The organism is Mesorhizobium sp. M0074, assembly GCF_040322975.1.
GTDB lineage: Bacteria > Pseudomonadota > Alphaproteobacteria > Rhizobiales > Rhizobiaceae > Mesorhizobium.
Genome location: NZ_JAMYUM010000002.1, coordinates 310,151 through 326,388 on the forward strand (window position 1 = coordinate 310,151; position 16,238 = coordinate 326,388).

Genomic DNA, 16,238 nt, shown 5'->3' on the forward strand with positions numbered 1-16,238 from the left:
GACATTTCCTCGAAACGGCAGGCGAGCTCCGGCTGACGGGAACCGTCCGACACCAGGCTGGCTCGCGTTCCGAACACGCGCGGTCCGATGTCGTCCGGGCATGATGGATTGACGTTATAGGGATGCCAGATATTAGTAAAGAGTATTAGTTGATCGGGATACTCGCCACAAACGAGAGAGGCCTCCCCAGTCACAACCGTTTTGGATTGGCGACTAAATCGTCTAAGAGGGTCGATTATATCTATTAGTGGCGCTTTGCCTTATAAATGCGAAAATTCGAGGGACTAACGCCATGAACGAACCACTTCGGGATGCGGTCCTTCAGGGTACCAGACGGCGCAAGCCGTCCGGGAAAAACCCCAAGGGCCGCGTCACCATGACCGACATCGCCAGGGCCGCAGGCTGTTCGCAGGCGACGGTCTCGTTCGTCCTCAACAACACGCCAGGCATCAGGCTGTCGCAGCAAACCCGAGAGCGAGTGATTGAGACCGCACGAACGCTGGGCTATTCGCCGCCCGTGTTTTCTGCCTTGCGAGCCCCTGTTGCCGCATTCGGCGGGCTGGATGGCGTGATCGGCTTCGCAGTCGACCAACTTGCGACCAGCCCGGAGGCGGTCGTCGCCATTGAAGGGGCGCGGCAAGCCTCATGGAACGCCGGCAATGTGCTTTTGGTGGCGCAGACCATGGGCGACGAGGTGATGGAGCCTCGCGCCATCGCGGCGCTGACCAAGCGGGGCATTTCGGCGCTGATCTACATGACCATCTTCACCCGCGAGATCGTCGCGCCGGACCATCTCTACGGCCTCGACATTCCGGTCATCCTGCTCAACTGCTACACTGCCGACTATGCCTTCCCCGCCGTGGTGCCGAGCGAGATCGCCGGCGGCCAGAGCTCCACCCGGCACCTGATCAGCCATGGCCACCGGCGTATCGCCACCATTACCGGCGAGCCCTGGATGCAGGCGGCGCAGGACCGGCTGAAGGGCTACCGCCGGGCGCTGGCGACGGCCGACATCCCGTTCGACCCGGCGCTGGTCGTCGAAGGCGATTGGTCGGCGAGCGCCGGCTATGCCGCGACCGTCAAGCTGTTGGCGTTGAAGGACCGGCCGACCGCCATCTTCTGCCAGAACGACCGCACCGCGATCGGCTGCTACGAGGCGCTGAAGGAGGCCGGCCTGCACATCCCCCGGGATATTTCGGTGATCGGTTATGACGACGAGGAGATCGCGCGGCATCTGTTCCCGCCGCTGACGACGTCGATCCTGCCGCATATGGCGATGGGACAATGGGCGATCGAGCAGCTCGAAGTCCCCGCTGCTCCCGGTCGTGGCCGCTATCCCATCACCAAGCTCGAATGCCCGCTGGTGGAGCGGGAGTCGGTTGGCGCTCTGGCGGGCTGAGGCGAGAGCGCCGGCGATCGACAATGGCACAGGCTTGACATCGGGCCCGGCATATACCCGATTGATTTCATGAGATTGCAAAGCTGCTACAATTTTCAGGACTTCCGCCGGCTGGCAAAACAGCGCCTGCCAGGTCCGATCTTCAATTATATCGATGGCGGCGCGGACGACGAGACGACGCTGCGGCGCAACACGGCGGCGTTTGAGGACTGCGATCTCGTCCCCAACGTCCTTGCCGGCGTCGGACAGGTCGACATGTCGGTCACCGTCATGGGCCAGAAGCTGGCGATGCCGGTCTATTGCTCGCCGACGGCTCTCCAGCGACTGTTTCACCATAGCGGCGAGCGCGCCGTCGCCGCGGCGGCGGAGAAGTTCGGCACGATGTTCGGCGTCTCTTCGCTCGGCACGGTCAGCCTGGAGGAAGTCCGCAAGCACAGGACGCCGCAGGTCTATCAGTTCTATTTCCACAGGGATCGCGGCCTGAACCGCGCCATGATGGAGCGCGCCAAGATGTCCGGCGTCGAGGTGATGATGCTGACGGTCGACAGCGTCACCGGCGGAAACCGCGAGCGTGACCTGCGGACCGGCTTTTCCATCCCCTTTCGGCTTACGCCCGGCGGCATGATGCAGTTCGCGATCAAGCCGAGATGGGCTATCGACTATTTGACGCACGAAAAGTTCAGCCTGCCCCAGTTGGACGGCCATATCGATGTCGGTGGCGGAGCGCTTTCCATCAGCCGCTATTTCACCGAGATCCTCGATCCATCGCTGGATTGGAAGGACGTCGAAGACATGGTCCGCTTCTGGAACGGCCAGTTTTGCCTGAAGGGGATCATGAGCGTCGCCGATGCCAGAAAGGCGGTCGACATCGGCTGCACCGGTATCGTTCTGTCAAATCATGGCGGCAGACAGCTGGACGGCTCGCGCAGCCCCTTCGACCAACTGTCGGAGATTGCCGACGCGGTGGGCGACAAGATAGACGTGATCATCGACAGCGGCGTCCAGCGCGGCACGCATGTGCTGAAGGCCCTGTCACTGGGCGCCAAGGCCGTCGGCGTCGGGCGCTACTATCTCTTCCCGCTGGCAGCCGCCGGACAGGCCGGCGTCGAACGGGCGCTCGGCCTGATGCGAACCGAGATCGAACGCGACATGCGGCTGATGGGATGCAGGTCGGTGGCAGAGCTTTCCAGGGGGAATGTGCGGTTTAGGTGATAGAGCCGGGAAGTGGCGCACGGCATAAGCTTTTCGAAGTGCGAAACTATACCGACCTGCCGCTGCTCCTGCCGTCCGTTTCGAAGACAGTCTCGCCGGAAACAGCATCCGTATATCCGCCCTCAAGCTGCTGCAACGTATGCCGGAACCGATCAAGATTGCCCAGCATTTTGGGCCTGGCAGCGACCATGTGCTGAAAAGTGTCCCACTCTCCAATCGAGAAGAAGGCGCCATCTCCCGATTTGATGAGAGCCATTTTTCGCAATCCCTCGAAATTGCGCGCAGCGCTGCTGAACAGTTCGATGAATTCATCTTCACTACCCGGCTTGACCCGGAAGCGGACGCTGTTGAATGCCGTCATGTACGTTCCCCCGTGAAAGAACTCGAATATGCGAGGCCCTAACGCACCTCGAACCCTTCGAACAGGTGTACAGGAAAATCGGAAGGTTGGCTTCAGTCACCTCTGGCCGAAAGCCCCGCTTCTGGCGCTATTTTGCCAGGAAGAGGACGACGCTCGATCGCAATCGGTACGCCCTTCCGACCGGCAATGAAACGCGCTGTTAACGCCGTTCGCGGGTGACAGGATGTTGGCCGCAGTTCGAAGGTATAATCTGCGTCTCGCTGTCAGTTGCGGAGGCGAAAATGAATTTGCTTCGGATTGCGCTCTTGTGCACGGCCATGATCGAACTTGGAATGCCGGCCGTTCGCGCTGAGGATCGGCCTGTGCCGCAGAACAATAAAGCCGCAACAACGCAGCCGCCCGTTCATTGTGAAGGCCAAAATTGTCTCCCGCCGGCGAAAGATCCCGTGCAGGAATGCACTGGCCAGGATTGCACGCCAGGCCCGCCGACTGAACCGGGCCTGGAGATTAAGCAGGCCGACTGAGCAGCATTAGCTGACGATCTCCTTTTTGGCATGGATGGCGCTCAGCCCTCGCGACTTTCAGGCCACCGGTGGTAGATTCTGTTACCTATGTTCCCGGGGTAGGCATGAGTTTAATGGCGCGCCCGAAGAGATTCGAACTCCTGACCCCCAGATTCGTAGTCTGGTGCTCTATCCAGCTGAGCTACGGGCGCGCAACAGGCCATGCTTTGCATAGCCCCGCGATCCGATCCTGGCGACCGGCCGCGAATGTGAGCTGTTCCCTAGCGACTGAATTTGCGAAAAGCAAGCCGATCCTGGCCAAAAGTTTTGCCGTCATGTTTTGCCGTCATGCGCCGGCCGGCGAAGGCAAGATCGCGTCACGCGGCGGCCGAGCCGATAGGTCGTCGTCTTGGATCAGTCATTTGCCAATCGGAACGGCCCGTAACGAAACACGCCGTTGCACGGCGGCCGAGCCGATGGCTCGTAGTCTCGGACCAACCATTTGCGAATTGAAACGGTCCGTAAACAAACGGTTCGTTACGCCGGGCGGCGCAGACCGTTGCGGGCTTGGTCGAGCCGGACCGGCTGGTCGGGAATGGTGACCGCGAATGTGGTGCGGCCGCCGATGCTTTCGACCAGCTCCACCGTGCCGCCATGGGCGCGGATCAATTCATGGGCGATCGCCAGGCCAAGGCCGGTGCCGCCGCTGCGGGCCGAGCCGCGGAATGCCGCGAACAGGTTTTCTCGCGCCTTTGGCGGCAGGCCGGGGCCGGTGTCGGTGACGACGATGCGGCTGACGCTGCCGATGCGCTCGGCCGATATGGTCAGGCGGCGCACCACGGCGCTCTCGGTGTCGGCCGCCATCGCCTGCACGGCGTTGCGGCTAAGATTGGTGAGCACGCGGAACAGCTGGTCGGAATCGGCGTCGACCTCGAGCACCGGATCGACGGCGTTGACGAATTCGATGCCGCATTCGATGTCGAGCAGGCCCTGGACGTCCTCGACCAGCTGGCGCAGCCGCAGCCTGCGGCGCGACGGCGGCGGCTCCTGGGTGCGGCCATAGGCCAGCACGCCCTCCGAGTAGGACACCGCACGGTCGAGCGCGCGCAGCAGTTTTGGTGCGAAGGCCTGCACGGTCGGGTCCTTGACCTGGCGCAGGCGGTCCGACATCAGTTGCGCCGAGGCGAGGATGTTGCGCATGTCGTGGTTGATCTTCGACACGGCCAGGCCGAGATCGGCCAGGTGCTTCTGCTCGGTCAGCATCTTCTGCAGCCGCTCCTGCATCTGCGACAGCTCGCGTTCGGCGACGCCGATCTCGTCGGCCCGGGCGGCGGGGTGAATGATGCGACCGGGATCGTCGGGCGCCTCGGAAAAGGACAGCATCGAGCGTGTCATCGTCCTGATCGGGCCGATCATGATCAGGTCTATCGCGGCGTAGACCAGCATGGCGGTGAACAGCGAGATCAGCAGCGAGACGAAGGCGACGTTGCGCGAATAGATCAGCATGGCATTGCGCAGGCGGTGGTCGGGCATGATCAGCTCGAATTCTTTGTCGCTGTCGCCGACCGGCCCGAAAACGCGCAGCATCCGCTTGCCGCCGAAAAACAGCGTGTCCAGCGCGCCGGTCATACCCTTGATCATGCCGACATTGGCGATATCGATATGCTCGTCGACCTGCGGCGGCATTTCGGCCACGACCAGAAGCCGCGAGACGCCGCCGTCGCGCACGGCGATCGCCTTGGCGCCGATCGCCATCAGTACGTCGTTCTGGGCGGCACGCGACAGCGAGGCAGGTTCGCCCTGCACCAGGACGATGGAAACCGCGGCGGCGGTGCTCAGCCTCTCCTTCAGCCAACTCAGCCTGTAGCTGGCGATCCAGGGCACGAAGATGAGGATTTCGGCCAAGAGCACGAAGACGATGGTGAGCAGCAGCAACTTGGTCGACAGGCCGCGCGCCAGCGGCACCCTGCGGGTGGCCGCCTTCGCCTGGGCGATGCGTTCGTCGGTTGCTGGGACTTCACTCATGCTCGTCGTCACGGCTGCCTGTCATCACGGCTGCTTGTCTTAGGGACTGCTCGTCTTCACGATCGCTTGATCGGGTGAGATTAGGCGATTGCGGCTTTTTTGCCAAATTCATCCTTGGCCGAAGCCGGACAAAGGGCCGCAAGACTTCGATGCCGGTCCGACAATGCCGGCCCGACACGCTGGATTGACTTCCAAAACCCTTCTTTCTATAAGCCCGCTCACGCTCGGGCCATTCGTCCCGGCGCGGTTTCGATCGCGCCAAAACCGGCCCGGCAAAGCTCCTGTTACAAAGTGACAGAATCAAGAAGGGCCGCACCCCGCGGTATTTAAACAAATGAAGCGTACTTACCAGCCGTCCAAACTCGTCCGCAAACGCAGGCACGGTTTCCGTGCCCGCATGGCCACCAAGGGTGGCCGCGGCGTCGTCGCAGCCCGCCGCAACCGCGGCCGCAAGCGTCTCAGCGCCTGAGCACCAAGCGAGAGACAAGATCGTTGCCCGCAACCGGCAAGCCAACGGGTGCCCATCCCAAGCGGCTTCTGAAGCGCGCGGAATTCCTGGCTGTCCGCCGCGGCGAAAAGCGCCGCGGGCGGCTTTTCCTCGTCGAGGTCCTGGGCCGCGGCGACAGCGAGGCGCCGCGCGTCGGCTACACCGTCACCAGGAAGGTCGGCAACGCCGTCGTTCGCAACCGCATCCGGCGGCGGCTGAGAGAGGCCGTGCGCACGCATGCCGCGGATGACATGGCGCCCGGCAATGATTATGTCATCGTCGGGCGCGAAGACGTGCTTACCACTCCGTTCGGCCAGTTGAAGGCCGAACTCTCCCGCAGATTGCGTGGAACACGATAGGCCAAGGGCTTCGATGGAAAACAACCGCAACTTCTTCATCACCATCGCACTTTCGGTGCTGATCCTGGCGCTTTGGCAATATTTCTATGTGATGCCGCGCAGCGAGATGCAGCGCGAAGCCGCCCGCATCGAAGAGCAGCGCGTGGCGGAGCAGAAGAAGGCTGCCCAAGGCACCAGCCCGGGCGCCAGCGAAACACCGGTGCAGCCGGGCGCCATTCCGAGCGCGCCTGGCGGCGACGCCGTGACGCCGGCCAGCCGCGACCAGGCGATTGCCTCGACCAGCCGCGTCAAGATCGACACGCCGAGCCTCGAAGGCTCGATCAACCTCACCGGCGCGCGTCTCGATGATCTCAAGCTCAAGCACTACACGGAGACGGTCGACAAAAACTCACCCAAGATCGCGCTGCTCAATCCTGAGTCGCTGCCGAACGGATATTTCGCCGAGATCGGCTTTGTTGGCGAAGACAAGGTGGGAACGCTGCCGGGACCCAAGACCGTTTGGAACGTCGACGGCAATCCGACGCTAACGCCGGCTACACCAGTGACGCTCACCTTCACCAACGACAAGGGCCTGACTTTCAAACGCTCATTCTCGGTCGACAACGACTACATGTTCACCGTTTCCGACACCGTGCAGAATTCCGGTAGCAGCCCTGTCTCGCTGTTCAATTACGGCCGCATCACCCGCTTCGACAAGCCGGCGGTCGCCAGCATCTATGTGTTGCACGAAGGCCTGATCGGCGTCACCGGCAGCGAAGGCCTGCAGGAACACAAATACGCCGATCTCGAGAAAAACAAGCAGTACACACCGAGCAAGTCCAAGGACGGTTGGCTGGGCATCACCGACAAATACTGGGCGGCGACGCTGGTGCCGACAGAGGCGCAGGAGTTTCAGCCAAACTTCGCTTATTACGAGGACGGCCGTCATCGCTATCAAGCCGACTTCCGCACGGACGCGATTGCGCTGCAGCCCGGCGAATCCAAGACCATTGAATCGGAGATCTTTGCCGGCGCAAAGGAAGTCAACAAGATCAATGCTTACGAGAAAGATCGCAAGATAAGGCTTTTCGAAAAGCTGATCGATTGGGGCTGGTTCTGGTTCATAACTCAGCCGATGTTCTCGCTGATCGACACGCTTTACAAATTCTTCGGCAATTTCGGTCTGGCGATCCTCGCCACCACCGTCATTGTCAAGGCGCTGTTCTTCCCGCTCGCCAACAAGTCCTATGCGTCGATGGCGAACATGAAGAAGGTGCAGCCCAAGATGCTCGAGATCCGCGAGAAATACGCGGACGACAAGATGAAGCAGCAGCAGGCGATGATGGAGCTGTACAAGACCGAAAAGATCAATCCGCTCGCCGGCTGCTGGCCGGTGGCATTGCAGATCCCGGTGTTCTTCTCGCTCTACAAGGTGCTCTACATCACCATCGAGATGCGGCACGCGCCGTTCTTCGGCTGGATCCAGGATCTGGCGGCGCCGGACCCGACGTCGATCTTCAACCTGTTCGGACTGATCCCCGTTACCTTGCCGCACATGCTGATGATCGGCGTCTGGCCGCTGATCATGGGTGTGACGATGTTCCTGCAGATGCGCATGAACCCGACGCCGCCGGACCCGACGCAGGCTGCGATCTTCACCTGGATGCCCGTGATCTTCACCTTCATGATGGCGGGTTTTCCGGCCGGCCTGGTCATCTACTGGGCCTGGAACAACACACTGTCGATCCTGCAGCAGGGTGTGATCATGAAGCGGCAAGGCGCCAAGATCGAATTGTGGGACAATCTGGTCGCGCTGTTCCGCAAGAAACCGTCGCCGGCGGAATAGCCGGCACTCCGACTATGCGAGACCAAAAAGCCCCGGTTCGTCCGGGGCTTTTTGCACAAGCTGCCCGCCTGGATTAAGCGATTGGTACTGCCGGACGGATCGCGCTATTTTGACCTGGCTGGCAGTTGCTCGACGGAGCTCGATATGACCGGACCCAATCCATCGATCAAGCATCCGATCCCGTTGCACACGCGCGTCGGCTTTCTGAAACCGCTGGTGACGGCGCCGAATATCGAGATTGGCGACTTTACCTATTATGACGACCCTGACGGACCCGACAAATTCGCCGAAAAATGCGTGCTGCATCATTATCCGTTCATCGGCGACAGGCTGATCATCGGCAAGTTCTGCGCCATTGCCGAGGGTGCGCGCTTCATCATGAACGGCGCCAATCACGCCATGTCCGGCTTTTCGACCTATCCGTTCAACATCTTCGGCCATGGCTGGGAAGAAGGTTTCGACCCGGCGACATGGTCGAAGGAGGTGCGCGGCGATACAATCGTCGGCAACGACGTCTGGATCGGCATGGAAGCGGTTATGCTGCCCGGCGTGAAGATCGGCGACGGCGCCATCGTCGCGGCAAAGTCGGTGGTGACGCACGATGTGCCGGCCTATGCGATCGTCGCTGGTAATCCGGCCAAGGTGGTGAAGATGCGCTTCGACGACAGGACCATCCGGCGGCTGCTGGCGCTGGCGTGGTGGCACTGGCCGGTGGAAAAGATCAGCCGCAATCTCGATGCCATTCGTGGCAGCAACATTTTTCTTCTGGAGGCAGCGGTTTGAACGCGTTGAACAAGACCACGATCGGCATCGAATTGTTCACGCGAGCCTGGATCTTCATCCGCGGCGTGCCGGCGATGAAATTCCTGCCGCCGGAGGGACCGCCCGAGATCGCCTTTGCCGGCCGCTCCAATGTCGGCAAATCGTCGCTGATCAACGCGCTGGTCAACCAAAAGGGGCTGGCGCGCACCTCCAACACGCCGGGCCGCACGCAAGAGCTCAACTATTTCGTGCCTGGCGGATTTTCGGGAGAAGGCGCCGATCTGCCGCCGATGGCGCTGGTCGACATGCCAGGCTATGGCTACGCCACGGCACCGAAGGAAAAGGTCGACGAGTGGACGAAGCTCGTGTTCGACTATCTCAAGGGCCGGGTGACGCTGAAGCGCGTCTACGTGCTGATCGATGCCCGCCATGGCATCAAGGCCAAGGACGACGAGGTGCTGTCGCTGCTCGACAAGGCGGCGGTGTCGTATCAGATCGTGCTGACCAAGACCGACAAGATCAAAGCGGCGGGGGTACCGCGGCTGATCGAGGAAACGCTCCAGAAGATCAAGAAACGCCCGGCGGCATTTCCCTTCGTGCTCGCCACGTCGTCGGAAAAGAGCGAGGGCCTCGAGGAATTGCGTGCGGCGATCGTGCTCGCCGCCAATGGCGGATAGGCCACCGACCCTGGCAGCCTGTCAGGCGGGGCTGGAGGCCCGTTCCTGCTCTGCAAGCTGTTCGGTGCCGTAGGCCTTCAGGAACACATCGACGCCCGACCTGACGATGTGTTCGATCTCGGCCGCACTTGGCGCCTTGGTGCGATAGGCGAAAATGCACTGGCGGAAAAGACCGGCCAGGCACAGCTCGGTGAACTGATAGGCGGCAAGCTCGACGTCGTCGATCTTCAGCAGGCCGCGTTCGATAGCCATGTTGAGGAAAACGACGACCCTGTCATGGCCACGCTTCGGGCCGCGTTCGTAGAACCGGGCACCAAGCTCCGGGATGCGTTCCGACGCGCCGATCACCGTCCGCTGCGCCAGGATGACCCTCGCCGAAGTGATCTTCATGGACAGCACGATGCCGAACTTCACCAGCGTCTGGCGAAGGTCGCCGATCTGGTCGAGCACTTCGTACATGTTCTTGAAAATCGTGCCGCGCTCTTCCTCGATCAGCGCTTCGAACAGCTCTTCCTTGTTGGCGAAGTAGACATAGATGGTGCCCTTGGACACGCCGGCCTCGCGCGTAATGTCGTTCATCGACGCGGCTTCGAAGCCCTTATCGATGAAGACACGGCGCGCACCCTCGATGATCTGGCTGCGCTTGACCGGGTCTTGCCCCGCGGCCGGGCGGCCGCGCGGCAGACTGTCCAGCAGATCGCACTGGTCCTTGCCGGCGCTGGGCAATGGGCCTGCATCAGGCAAAGGAGCGGCCTTGGGGGCTTCGGCCATAATGTCACACCTCGTAAATAATTCGAACCATCCGGTTCGATTGCTCTTGATATGGGCCTCTTTAAGCGCTAAGTCAACGTCGAGATCGAACCGAACGGTTCAGTCTGACGAAATTCAGCGCCAGTTAATTTAGAGAGATATCATGTCCTCGAACGCGCCCACCAGTGCCGAAGTCCGCCCTTTCCCCAGTGCCAAGGTCCAGCCTGCGATCGAAGCGCCGGAAACCCCTCTCAAGCCCGCCGACGTCACCCCGCTGGCTCCCGCCAAGAAGAAGCGCTCGATGCGCTCGATGTTGCTGCCCATCATCGGCCTGGCCCTGCTGGGCGCCGGCGCCTGGTATGGCTATAATTACTGGACCGACGGGCGCTTCATGATTACGACCGACGACGCCTATGTCCAGGCCGACACGGCGTTCATCTCGCCAAAAATCTCGGGTTATGTCGATCAGGTCAAAGTGACCGAGAACCAGCAGGTGAAGGCCGGCGAGCCGCTGCTGATCGTCGATGACGGCGACTACAAGATAGCCGTTGCCCAGGCCGAGGCGCAGATCGCCACGTTGAGCAAGACGCTCGACCGCATCGATGCCCAGACCGAGGCGGCGCGCGCCTCGCTCAAGCAGGCGCAGGCGCAGAAGACCGCCGACCAGGCCGCGGCCGATAATGCGAAGCGAGCTCAGGTTCGTGCCGCCCAGTTGCTCAAGACCCGCGTCGGTACCCAGGCCCAGTTGGACGATGCCCAGACGGTGGTCGAGCAAGCCAATGCCGCACTAGCCGGCGCCGACGCGCAGATCGCGGCGGCTCAGGCCAATATCGGCGTGCTCCAGGCGCAGCGGGCGGAATCGGCAAGCACGCTAGCCTCGCTGCAGCTTGCCCACGACAAGGCGGTGCGGGATCTGTCCTTCACCGTGCTGCGCGCACCCTATGATGGCGTGGTCGGCAACCGCTCGGTCGAGCAGGGCGACCTGATCAGCCCCGGACAGAAGCTCGCCGTCATCGTGCCAATGGACAAGCTCTACATCGTCGCCAACTTCAAGGAGACCCAGCTTGCCCGGCTGGTGCCTGGTGAAAAGGTCAGAGTGTCGGTCGACGCGATCGACGGTCAGGACATCGAGGGTACCGTGTCGTCGCTGGCCCCGGCTTCGGGAGCAGTGTTCTCGCTGCTGCCGCCGGAAAACGCCACAGGCAATTTCACCAAGGTGGTGCAGCGCGTTCCGGTTCGCATAGACGTGCCCGCGGATGTGTTGAAGACGGGCAAGCTGCGCGCCGGCCTGAGCGTCGTCGTCGCCGTCGACAGCCGCACCGCGCCTTCGGCATCGAAGTAAAGCGGAACCGGGAGCAAGGGTCATGGCGACCGCAACCCTAACTGCAGGATCGGCGCCGGCGCCAGCCATGCCGGTGCCGGTTGACCACATCTCGACACGCCGCGTCATCGCCTTCCTGGCAATGGTGTTCGGCATGTTCATGGCCATCCTGGACATCCAGATCGTCTCGGCCTCGCTGGCCGAGATCCAGGCGGGCCTGAGCGCCAGTTCGGACGAGATTCCGTGGGTGCAGACGGCGTATCTGATTGCCGAGGTGGTGATGATCCCGCTGTCGGGCTTCCTCAGCCGGATGCTGTCGACGCGGGTGCTGTTCACAATCTCGGCGGCAGGTTTCACCGCGGCCAGCGCGCTGGCGGCGACCGCAACCAATATCGACCAGATGATCGTCTACCGCGCCGTGCAGGGCTTCATCGGCGGCGGCATGATCCCGAGCGTCTTTGCAGCCGCCTTCACCATCTTCCCGCCGTCGCGTCGCGCCATCGTCTCGCCGATGATCGGCCTGGTGGCGACGCTGGCGCCAACCATCGGCCCGACCGTCGGCGGCTATATCAGCCATGCCATGTCCTGGCACTGGCTGTTCCTGGTCAACGTCGTGCCCGGCATTCTGGTGACGACGGCCGCCTGGTCGCTGATCGACTTCGACAAACCCAATCTCAAGCTGTTCAGCAAGTTCGACTGGTGGGGGCTTGCCGGCATGGCCGCCTTCCTGGGCTGCATGGAATATGTGCTGGAGGAAGGTCCCAACAACGACTGGCTGCAGGATCAGGCGGTGTTCATCTGCGCCGTCATCATGACCTTCGGCGCGGTGCTGTTCTTCTGGCGCGTGTTCACCGCCGAGGAGCCGATTGTCGATCTGAGGGCTTTCAGCAATATCAATTTTGCCTTCGGCTCGCTGTTCTCCTTCGTCGTCGGCATCGGCCTCTACGGTCTGACCTATCTTTATCCGGTGTTCCTGGGGCGGATCCGCGGCTACGATTCGATGATGATCGGCGAGGCGCTGTTCGTCAGCGGCCTAGCCATGTTCTTCACTGCGCCGATCTCCGGCATCCTGTCGAACAAGATGGACCCGCGCATCATGATGATGATCGGCTTCTTCGGCTTCGCCACGGGGACCTGGTGGATGACGCATCTCACCGCCGACTGGGATTTCTATGAACTGCTGATCCCGCAGATCCTGCGCGGCTGCTCGATGATGCTTTGCATGGTGCCGATCAACAACATTGCGCTCGGAACCTTGCCGCCGGAGCGGCTGAAGAATGCGTCTGGCTTGTTCAACCTGACCCGCAATCTCGGCGGCGCCGTCGGCCTGGCAGTCATCAACACCGTGCTGATCGACCGCAATGCCTTCCACTACGCCAGGCTCTCCGAGCACGTGCAATGGGGAAGTGCCGCTGCGCAGCAGAAGCTGCAGAACATGACGCTCAACTTCGAGCAGACCGCCGGGCTCGACGCCTCCAAGGCGGCCATCTCCAAACTGTCAGGCATGGTCCAGCAGCAGGCGTCGCTGCTGTCGTTCATGGACGTATTCTTCATGCTGACGGTTTTGTTCGCGACGCTTGGGCTCTTCACCCTGGTGATCCGCAAGCCAGCCGCTCAGGGCGGCGGTGGCGGAGGCCATTGAGGCGCGCTGGATCCCCCGCCTGGCGCCCTCGCGCATGACCCCGAAAAGCGATTTTCGGGGTCATGCGCAAAATCAACCATTACCAAGTCCTCTCGCGCTCCGACAAAGTCAGGGTCGCAGCAGTCCTCACGCCGTCGCCGGCTTGAAGGTCAAGGCAACGCCATTGATGCAGTGTCGCAACCCGGTCGGCGGCGGACCGTCGTCGAATACGTGGCCGAGATGGCCGCCGCAGCGGCGACAATGGACCTCCGTGCGGGTCATGCCCAAAGACCTGTCCACGGTCTTGCCGACGGAATTCGGGATTTCCTGCCAGAAGCTCGGCCAGCCTGTGCCGGAATCGAACTTGGTCTCTGACGAATAGACCGGCAGGCCGCAGCCGGCGCAAGCGAAGATGCCTTTGCGGTGCTCGTTGAGCAGCGGACTGGTGCCCGGGTATTCCGTGCCCTCCTTGCGCAGCACATTGAAGGCCGCGTCGGACAGGATGGCGCGCCACTCGGCTTCGGTCTTGGTAACCTCGAAAGTCTCAGCCGCGCGTGCATCCTGGGCTCCGCCCATGCGCAGCGCGGTGGCGCCTGCGACAACGCCAATGGCTGCCGCACCACTCAAAAGAAGCTCGCGACGGTTCATGGCCATTCCTCCTGTCATTGCTTGTGCCAAATTCGACCGCCACACGGAAATCAAAAGCCGGTGACGATCGCTGTCCTCAAAGCGGGACTCCGCGCCTATCCACATCTTGCGTGAACGGCGCGGAGTGTGCGCAGGGAGGCCCTTAGTGATATCTTCGCCGGCAGCGTGCGTTTGTTACATCTTCGGCAGGAGAACCTTGTCGACGACGTGGATGACGCCGTTGGACTGCTCGACATCGGCGATGGTCACATTGGCGACGTTGCCGTTCTCGTCGGTCACGGTGACCTTGCCGCCGTCGGCCTTGAGCGACAGTTCGCAACCACCGACCGTCTTGACCTTGTGGGTGCCGCCGTCGTTCTTGACCATCTTGGCGACGTCGGCGGCCATCGCTTTGGCGCCGATGACATGGCAAGTCAGGATCTTGACGAGCTTGTCCTTGTTTTCAGGCCTGAGCAGCGTCTCCACCGTGCCGGCTGGAAGTGCCGCAAAGGCCTCGTTGGTCGGCGCGAACACAGTGAAGGGGCCAGCGCTTTGCAGCGTATCGACCAGGCCGCCTGCCTTGACGGCAGCGACCAGCGTCGTGTGGTCCTTCGAGTTGACAGCATTTTCGACGATGTTTTTCTGGGCATACATGGCGGCGCCGCCGACCATCGGATTTTGAGCATAGGCAATGGTGGCGAGCGCGGATATGGCGACCGTGCCGGCAAGCAAAAGGGTGGCGAATTTACGCATGATTTCAATCTCCTCGGATTATCGTTCCCCTCATTTGGGAACGCAAGGAGATACGCGATAGAAATGCTGGAGTTTCGTCCTCTCCGCAAAAAAATATTTGTCGCTGCAATTTGCCCGGCGTGGATCGACAGCCGCCAACAAGCTTTGCAGGCGTTTCAATCGCGGGAGATAGATTTCAGGTCTGCTTCCGGAGATGAGAAGCGGTCAGATGCTCTTCAGATCGCCCGCTGCGACCACCGGTCCAGTCGGCTGGCCGGTCGGTGAACCGCCGGCAGGCTCAACGCTGACCGCAAGCACGGCGCCTTTCGCCAATTTCTCCTGGACGGCGGGCGGGATGGCCAAATGCGCGGTCGCACCGGCCGGGATGACGCCCATCGACACCGGCGCCTTCTTGCCTTCGATCATCCACAGCTCGAAGTCCTTGCCGGCGGCCCGCTCGCCGGAAACGTGGGAAAGACCGACCTCGTGACGGGCGGCATCGTAGACGACGAGATATTTGACGTCGCTGCCTTCGGCCGCCAGCGAGGCGACAAGCCGCGCCTGCGGCGGTTCGGTGGACGGGCGGAAGTAAGGCACGGCGATGTAGATCGCCAGCGCCGCAATGGCGGCGGCGGCAAGACCGCGCCAGAAGCCAAGGCTCGACCACAGGCCGGCGCGCGGCTCTGCAGCGAACAGCCGGCGGTCCAATGCTTCCTTGACCCTGATCGGAGGCTCTGTCTCCGGATAGGCGGCGGCCATCGGCGAAAGATGCGCCTCCCAGGCATCGACAAGGCGCGCGAAGGCGGCGTCCGCATCGATGCGGCGCGACGCGATCTCGCGTTCATCGGCGGCCAGAACGCCAAGAACGTATTCGGCGGCGAACAGGTCGTCGCCCCCACGTTCCGGTCCATTGTCGTCAGCCAGCGTCATCTTTCCAGGCATTCTCTCAGTTTCAACAGGCTGCGGCGCAGCCAGGTCCGCATCGTGTTCAGCGGTACGCCATAGCGCTCCGCCAGTTCGGCATAGCTTTTGCCATCCAGATAGGCGCCCCGGACGGCCGCCGCCCGGTCCTTCTCCAATTCCTTGAGACAATGGTAGATGCGTTCGGACTCACCGCCCGCCACGGCCATGGCCTCCGGCCCCGGCGCCGGATCGGCCACGTCGAGCGCGGCATCGATATAGGCGGCAGGCTCTCGCCGCGCCCTGATCCGATCGATCGCATGATTGCGCGCAATGGCCACCAGCCAAGAGATCGGGCTCAGATCCGAAACGGCGAAACGGTCCGCCTTCGTCCATATCTTGACGAAGACCTCTTGAAGCGCCTCTTCTGCATCTCCCCGATCCTTCAATACACGAAGGCAGACGCCGAAAAGTTTCGCGCTGGTCTGCCGGTAGAGCAGATCGAACGCAGCCCGGTCCTCCATCGAAGTCCGGACAATCAGGTTGCTGATGTCCTGCGGCGTCATCCGCCGCCAAATTAGGCGATTGCAATGTATTTGCAACGACTGAAATGGTCTTGCGCACCGGCAGCGCCAGCGTCGATTGCCAATGAAATCGCCGCCCGCTAGCTTGCAATG

Annotated in this window: 16 protein-coding genes and 1 tRNA gene; 9 read left to right on the plus strand and 8 right to left on the minus strand. The window is 61.9% G+C overall.

The features are described from left to right. Nucleotides 1-292: 292 nt before the first annotated feature. On the plus strand, nt 293-1,399 hold the full coding sequence (locus tag NKJ73_RS04495; protein WP_352568509.1) for a LacI family DNA-binding transcriptional regulator: 1,107 nt from the start codon (nt 293-295) through the stop codon (nt 1,397-1,399). A 69-nt stretch (nt 1,400-1,468) separates the two neighbouring features. After that, on the plus strand, nt 1,469-2,611 hold the full coding sequence (locus tag NKJ73_RS04500) for an alpha-hydroxy acid oxidase (protein WP_352568510.1): 1,143 nt from the start codon (nt 1,469-1,471) through the stop codon (nt 2,609-2,611). 46 nt (nt 2,612-2,657) lie between these two features. Here NKJ73_RS04500 and NKJ73_RS04505 read toward each other — a convergent pair whose 3' ends face one another. From NKJ73_RS04505 to NKJ73_RS04515, 3 genes are all read right to left on the minus strand, one after another. Next, nucleotides 2,658-2,972, minus strand: a complete 315-nt coding sequence (locus NKJ73_RS04505; protein ID WP_352568511.1) for an antibiotic biosynthesis monooxygenase — start codon at nt 2,970-2,972, stop codon at nt 2,658-2,660. A gap of 638 nt (nt 2,973-3,610) precedes the next feature. Continuing rightward, nucleotides 3,611-3,687 (minus strand) — tRNA-Arg (locus tag NKJ73_RS04510). A gap of 325 nt (nt 3,688-4,012) precedes the next feature. Next, on the minus strand, nt 4,013-5,500 hold the full coding sequence (locus tag NKJ73_RS04515; RefSeq protein ID WP_352568512.1) for an ATP-binding protein: 1,488 nt from the start codon (nt 5,498-5,500) through the stop codon (nt 4,013-4,015). A 334-nt stretch (nt 5,501-5,834) separates the two neighbouring features. Here NKJ73_RS04515 and rpmH point away from each other — a divergent pair, with 334 nt between their 5' ends. The 5 genes from rpmH (at nt 5,835) to yihA (ending at nt 9,610) form a co-directional block, all read left to right on the plus strand. Further along, nucleotides 5,835-5,969 (plus strand): 50S ribosomal protein L34, encoded by a 135-nt coding sequence (gene rpmH / locus NKJ73_RS04520; protein WP_008833937.1) that lies wholly within the window; start codon nt 5,835-5,837, stop codon nt 5,967-5,969. A gap of 23 nt (nt 5,970-5,992) precedes the next feature. Then, nucleotides 5,993-6,346 carry a ribonuclease P protein component gene (gene rnpA / locus NKJ73_RS04525; RefSeq protein WP_352539960.1) on the plus strand — a complete coding sequence of 118 codons (354 nt, stop codon included), beginning with the start codon at nt 5,993-5,995 and terminating at the stop codon, nt 6,344-6,346. 13 nt (nt 6,347-6,359) lie between these two features. Then, nucleotides 6,360-8,171 carry a membrane protein insertase YidC gene (gene yidC / locus NKJ73_RS04530; protein ID WP_352568513.1) on the plus strand — a complete coding sequence of 604 codons (1,812 nt, stop codon included), beginning with the start codon at nt 6,360-6,362 and terminating at the stop codon, nt 8,169-8,171. 144 nt (nt 8,172-8,315) lie between these two features. Continuing rightward, a complete protein-coding gene (locus NKJ73_RS04535; protein ID WP_023677492.1) occupies nt 8,316-8,954 on the plus strand; it encodes a CatB-related O-acetyltransferase in 639 nt (212 codons plus the stop codon). After that, entirely contained in the window at nt 8,951-9,610 is a 660-nt protein-coding gene (gene yihA / locus NKJ73_RS04540) for a ribosome biogenesis GTP-binding protein YihA/YsxC (protein ID WP_031193748.1), read from the plus strand. The genes NKJ73_RS04535 and yihA overlap by 4 nt, the downstream gene beginning before the upstream one ends. A 21-nt stretch (nt 9,611-9,631) precedes the next feature. On the opposite strand, the gene NKJ73_RS04545 is transcribed toward yihA, so the two are convergent. Then, nucleotides 9,632-10,381 carry a TetR/AcrR family transcriptional regulator gene (locus tag NKJ73_RS04545; RefSeq protein WP_352568514.1) on the minus strand — a complete coding sequence of 250 codons (750 nt, stop codon included), beginning with the start codon at nt 10,379-10,381 and terminating at the stop codon, nt 9,632-9,634. 142 nt (nt 10,382-10,523) lie between these two features. On the opposite strand from NKJ73_RS04545, the gene NKJ73_RS04550 reads away from it, so the two are divergent. Both NKJ73_RS04550 and NKJ73_RS04555 read left to right on the plus strand, forming a co-directional pair. After that, complete coding sequence (locus NKJ73_RS04550; protein WP_352568515.1) at nt 10,524-11,702, plus strand: HlyD family secretion protein; 1,179 nt, start codon at nt 10,524-10,526, stop codon at nt 11,700-11,702. Nucleotides 11,703-11,769: 67 nt separating this feature from the next. Next, complete coding sequence (locus NKJ73_RS04555; RefSeq protein ID WP_245274730.1) at nt 11,770-13,323, plus strand: DHA2 family efflux MFS transporter permease subunit; 1,554 nt, start codon at nt 11,770-11,772, stop codon at nt 13,321-13,323. Nucleotides 13,324-13,449: 126 nt separating this feature from the next. Here NKJ73_RS04555 and msrB read toward each other — a convergent pair whose 3' ends face one another. The 4 genes from msrB to NKJ73_RS04575 all read right to left on the minus strand — a co-directional run bounded on the left by msrB (nt 13,450) and on the right by NKJ73_RS04575 (nt 16,127). Beyond that, on the minus strand, nt 13,450-13,950 hold the full coding sequence (gene msrB / locus NKJ73_RS04560; RefSeq protein WP_023677487.1) for a peptide-methionine (R)-S-oxide reductase MsrB: 501 nt from the start codon (nt 13,948-13,950) through the stop codon (nt 13,450-13,452). A 174-nt stretch (nt 13,951-14,124) separates the two neighbouring features. Beyond that, nucleotides 14,125-14,682 carry a fasciclin domain-containing protein gene (locus NKJ73_RS04565; RefSeq protein ID WP_023677486.1) on the minus strand — a complete coding sequence of 186 codons (558 nt, stop codon included), beginning with the start codon at nt 14,680-14,682 and terminating at the stop codon, nt 14,125-14,127. A gap of 204 nt (nt 14,683-14,886) precedes the next feature. Beyond that, on the minus strand, nt 14,887-15,591 hold the full coding sequence (locus tag NKJ73_RS04570; RefSeq protein WP_023677485.1) for an anti-sigma factor: 705 nt from the start codon (nt 15,589-15,591) through the stop codon (nt 14,887-14,889). Next, entirely contained in the window at nt 15,588-16,127 is a 540-nt protein-coding gene (locus tag NKJ73_RS04575) for a sigma-70 family RNA polymerase sigma factor (protein WP_352568516.1), read from the minus strand. Before NKJ73_RS04575 ends, NKJ73_RS04570 begins: the two co-directional genes overlap by 4 nt. Nucleotides 16,128-16,238 lie beyond the last annotated feature (111 nt).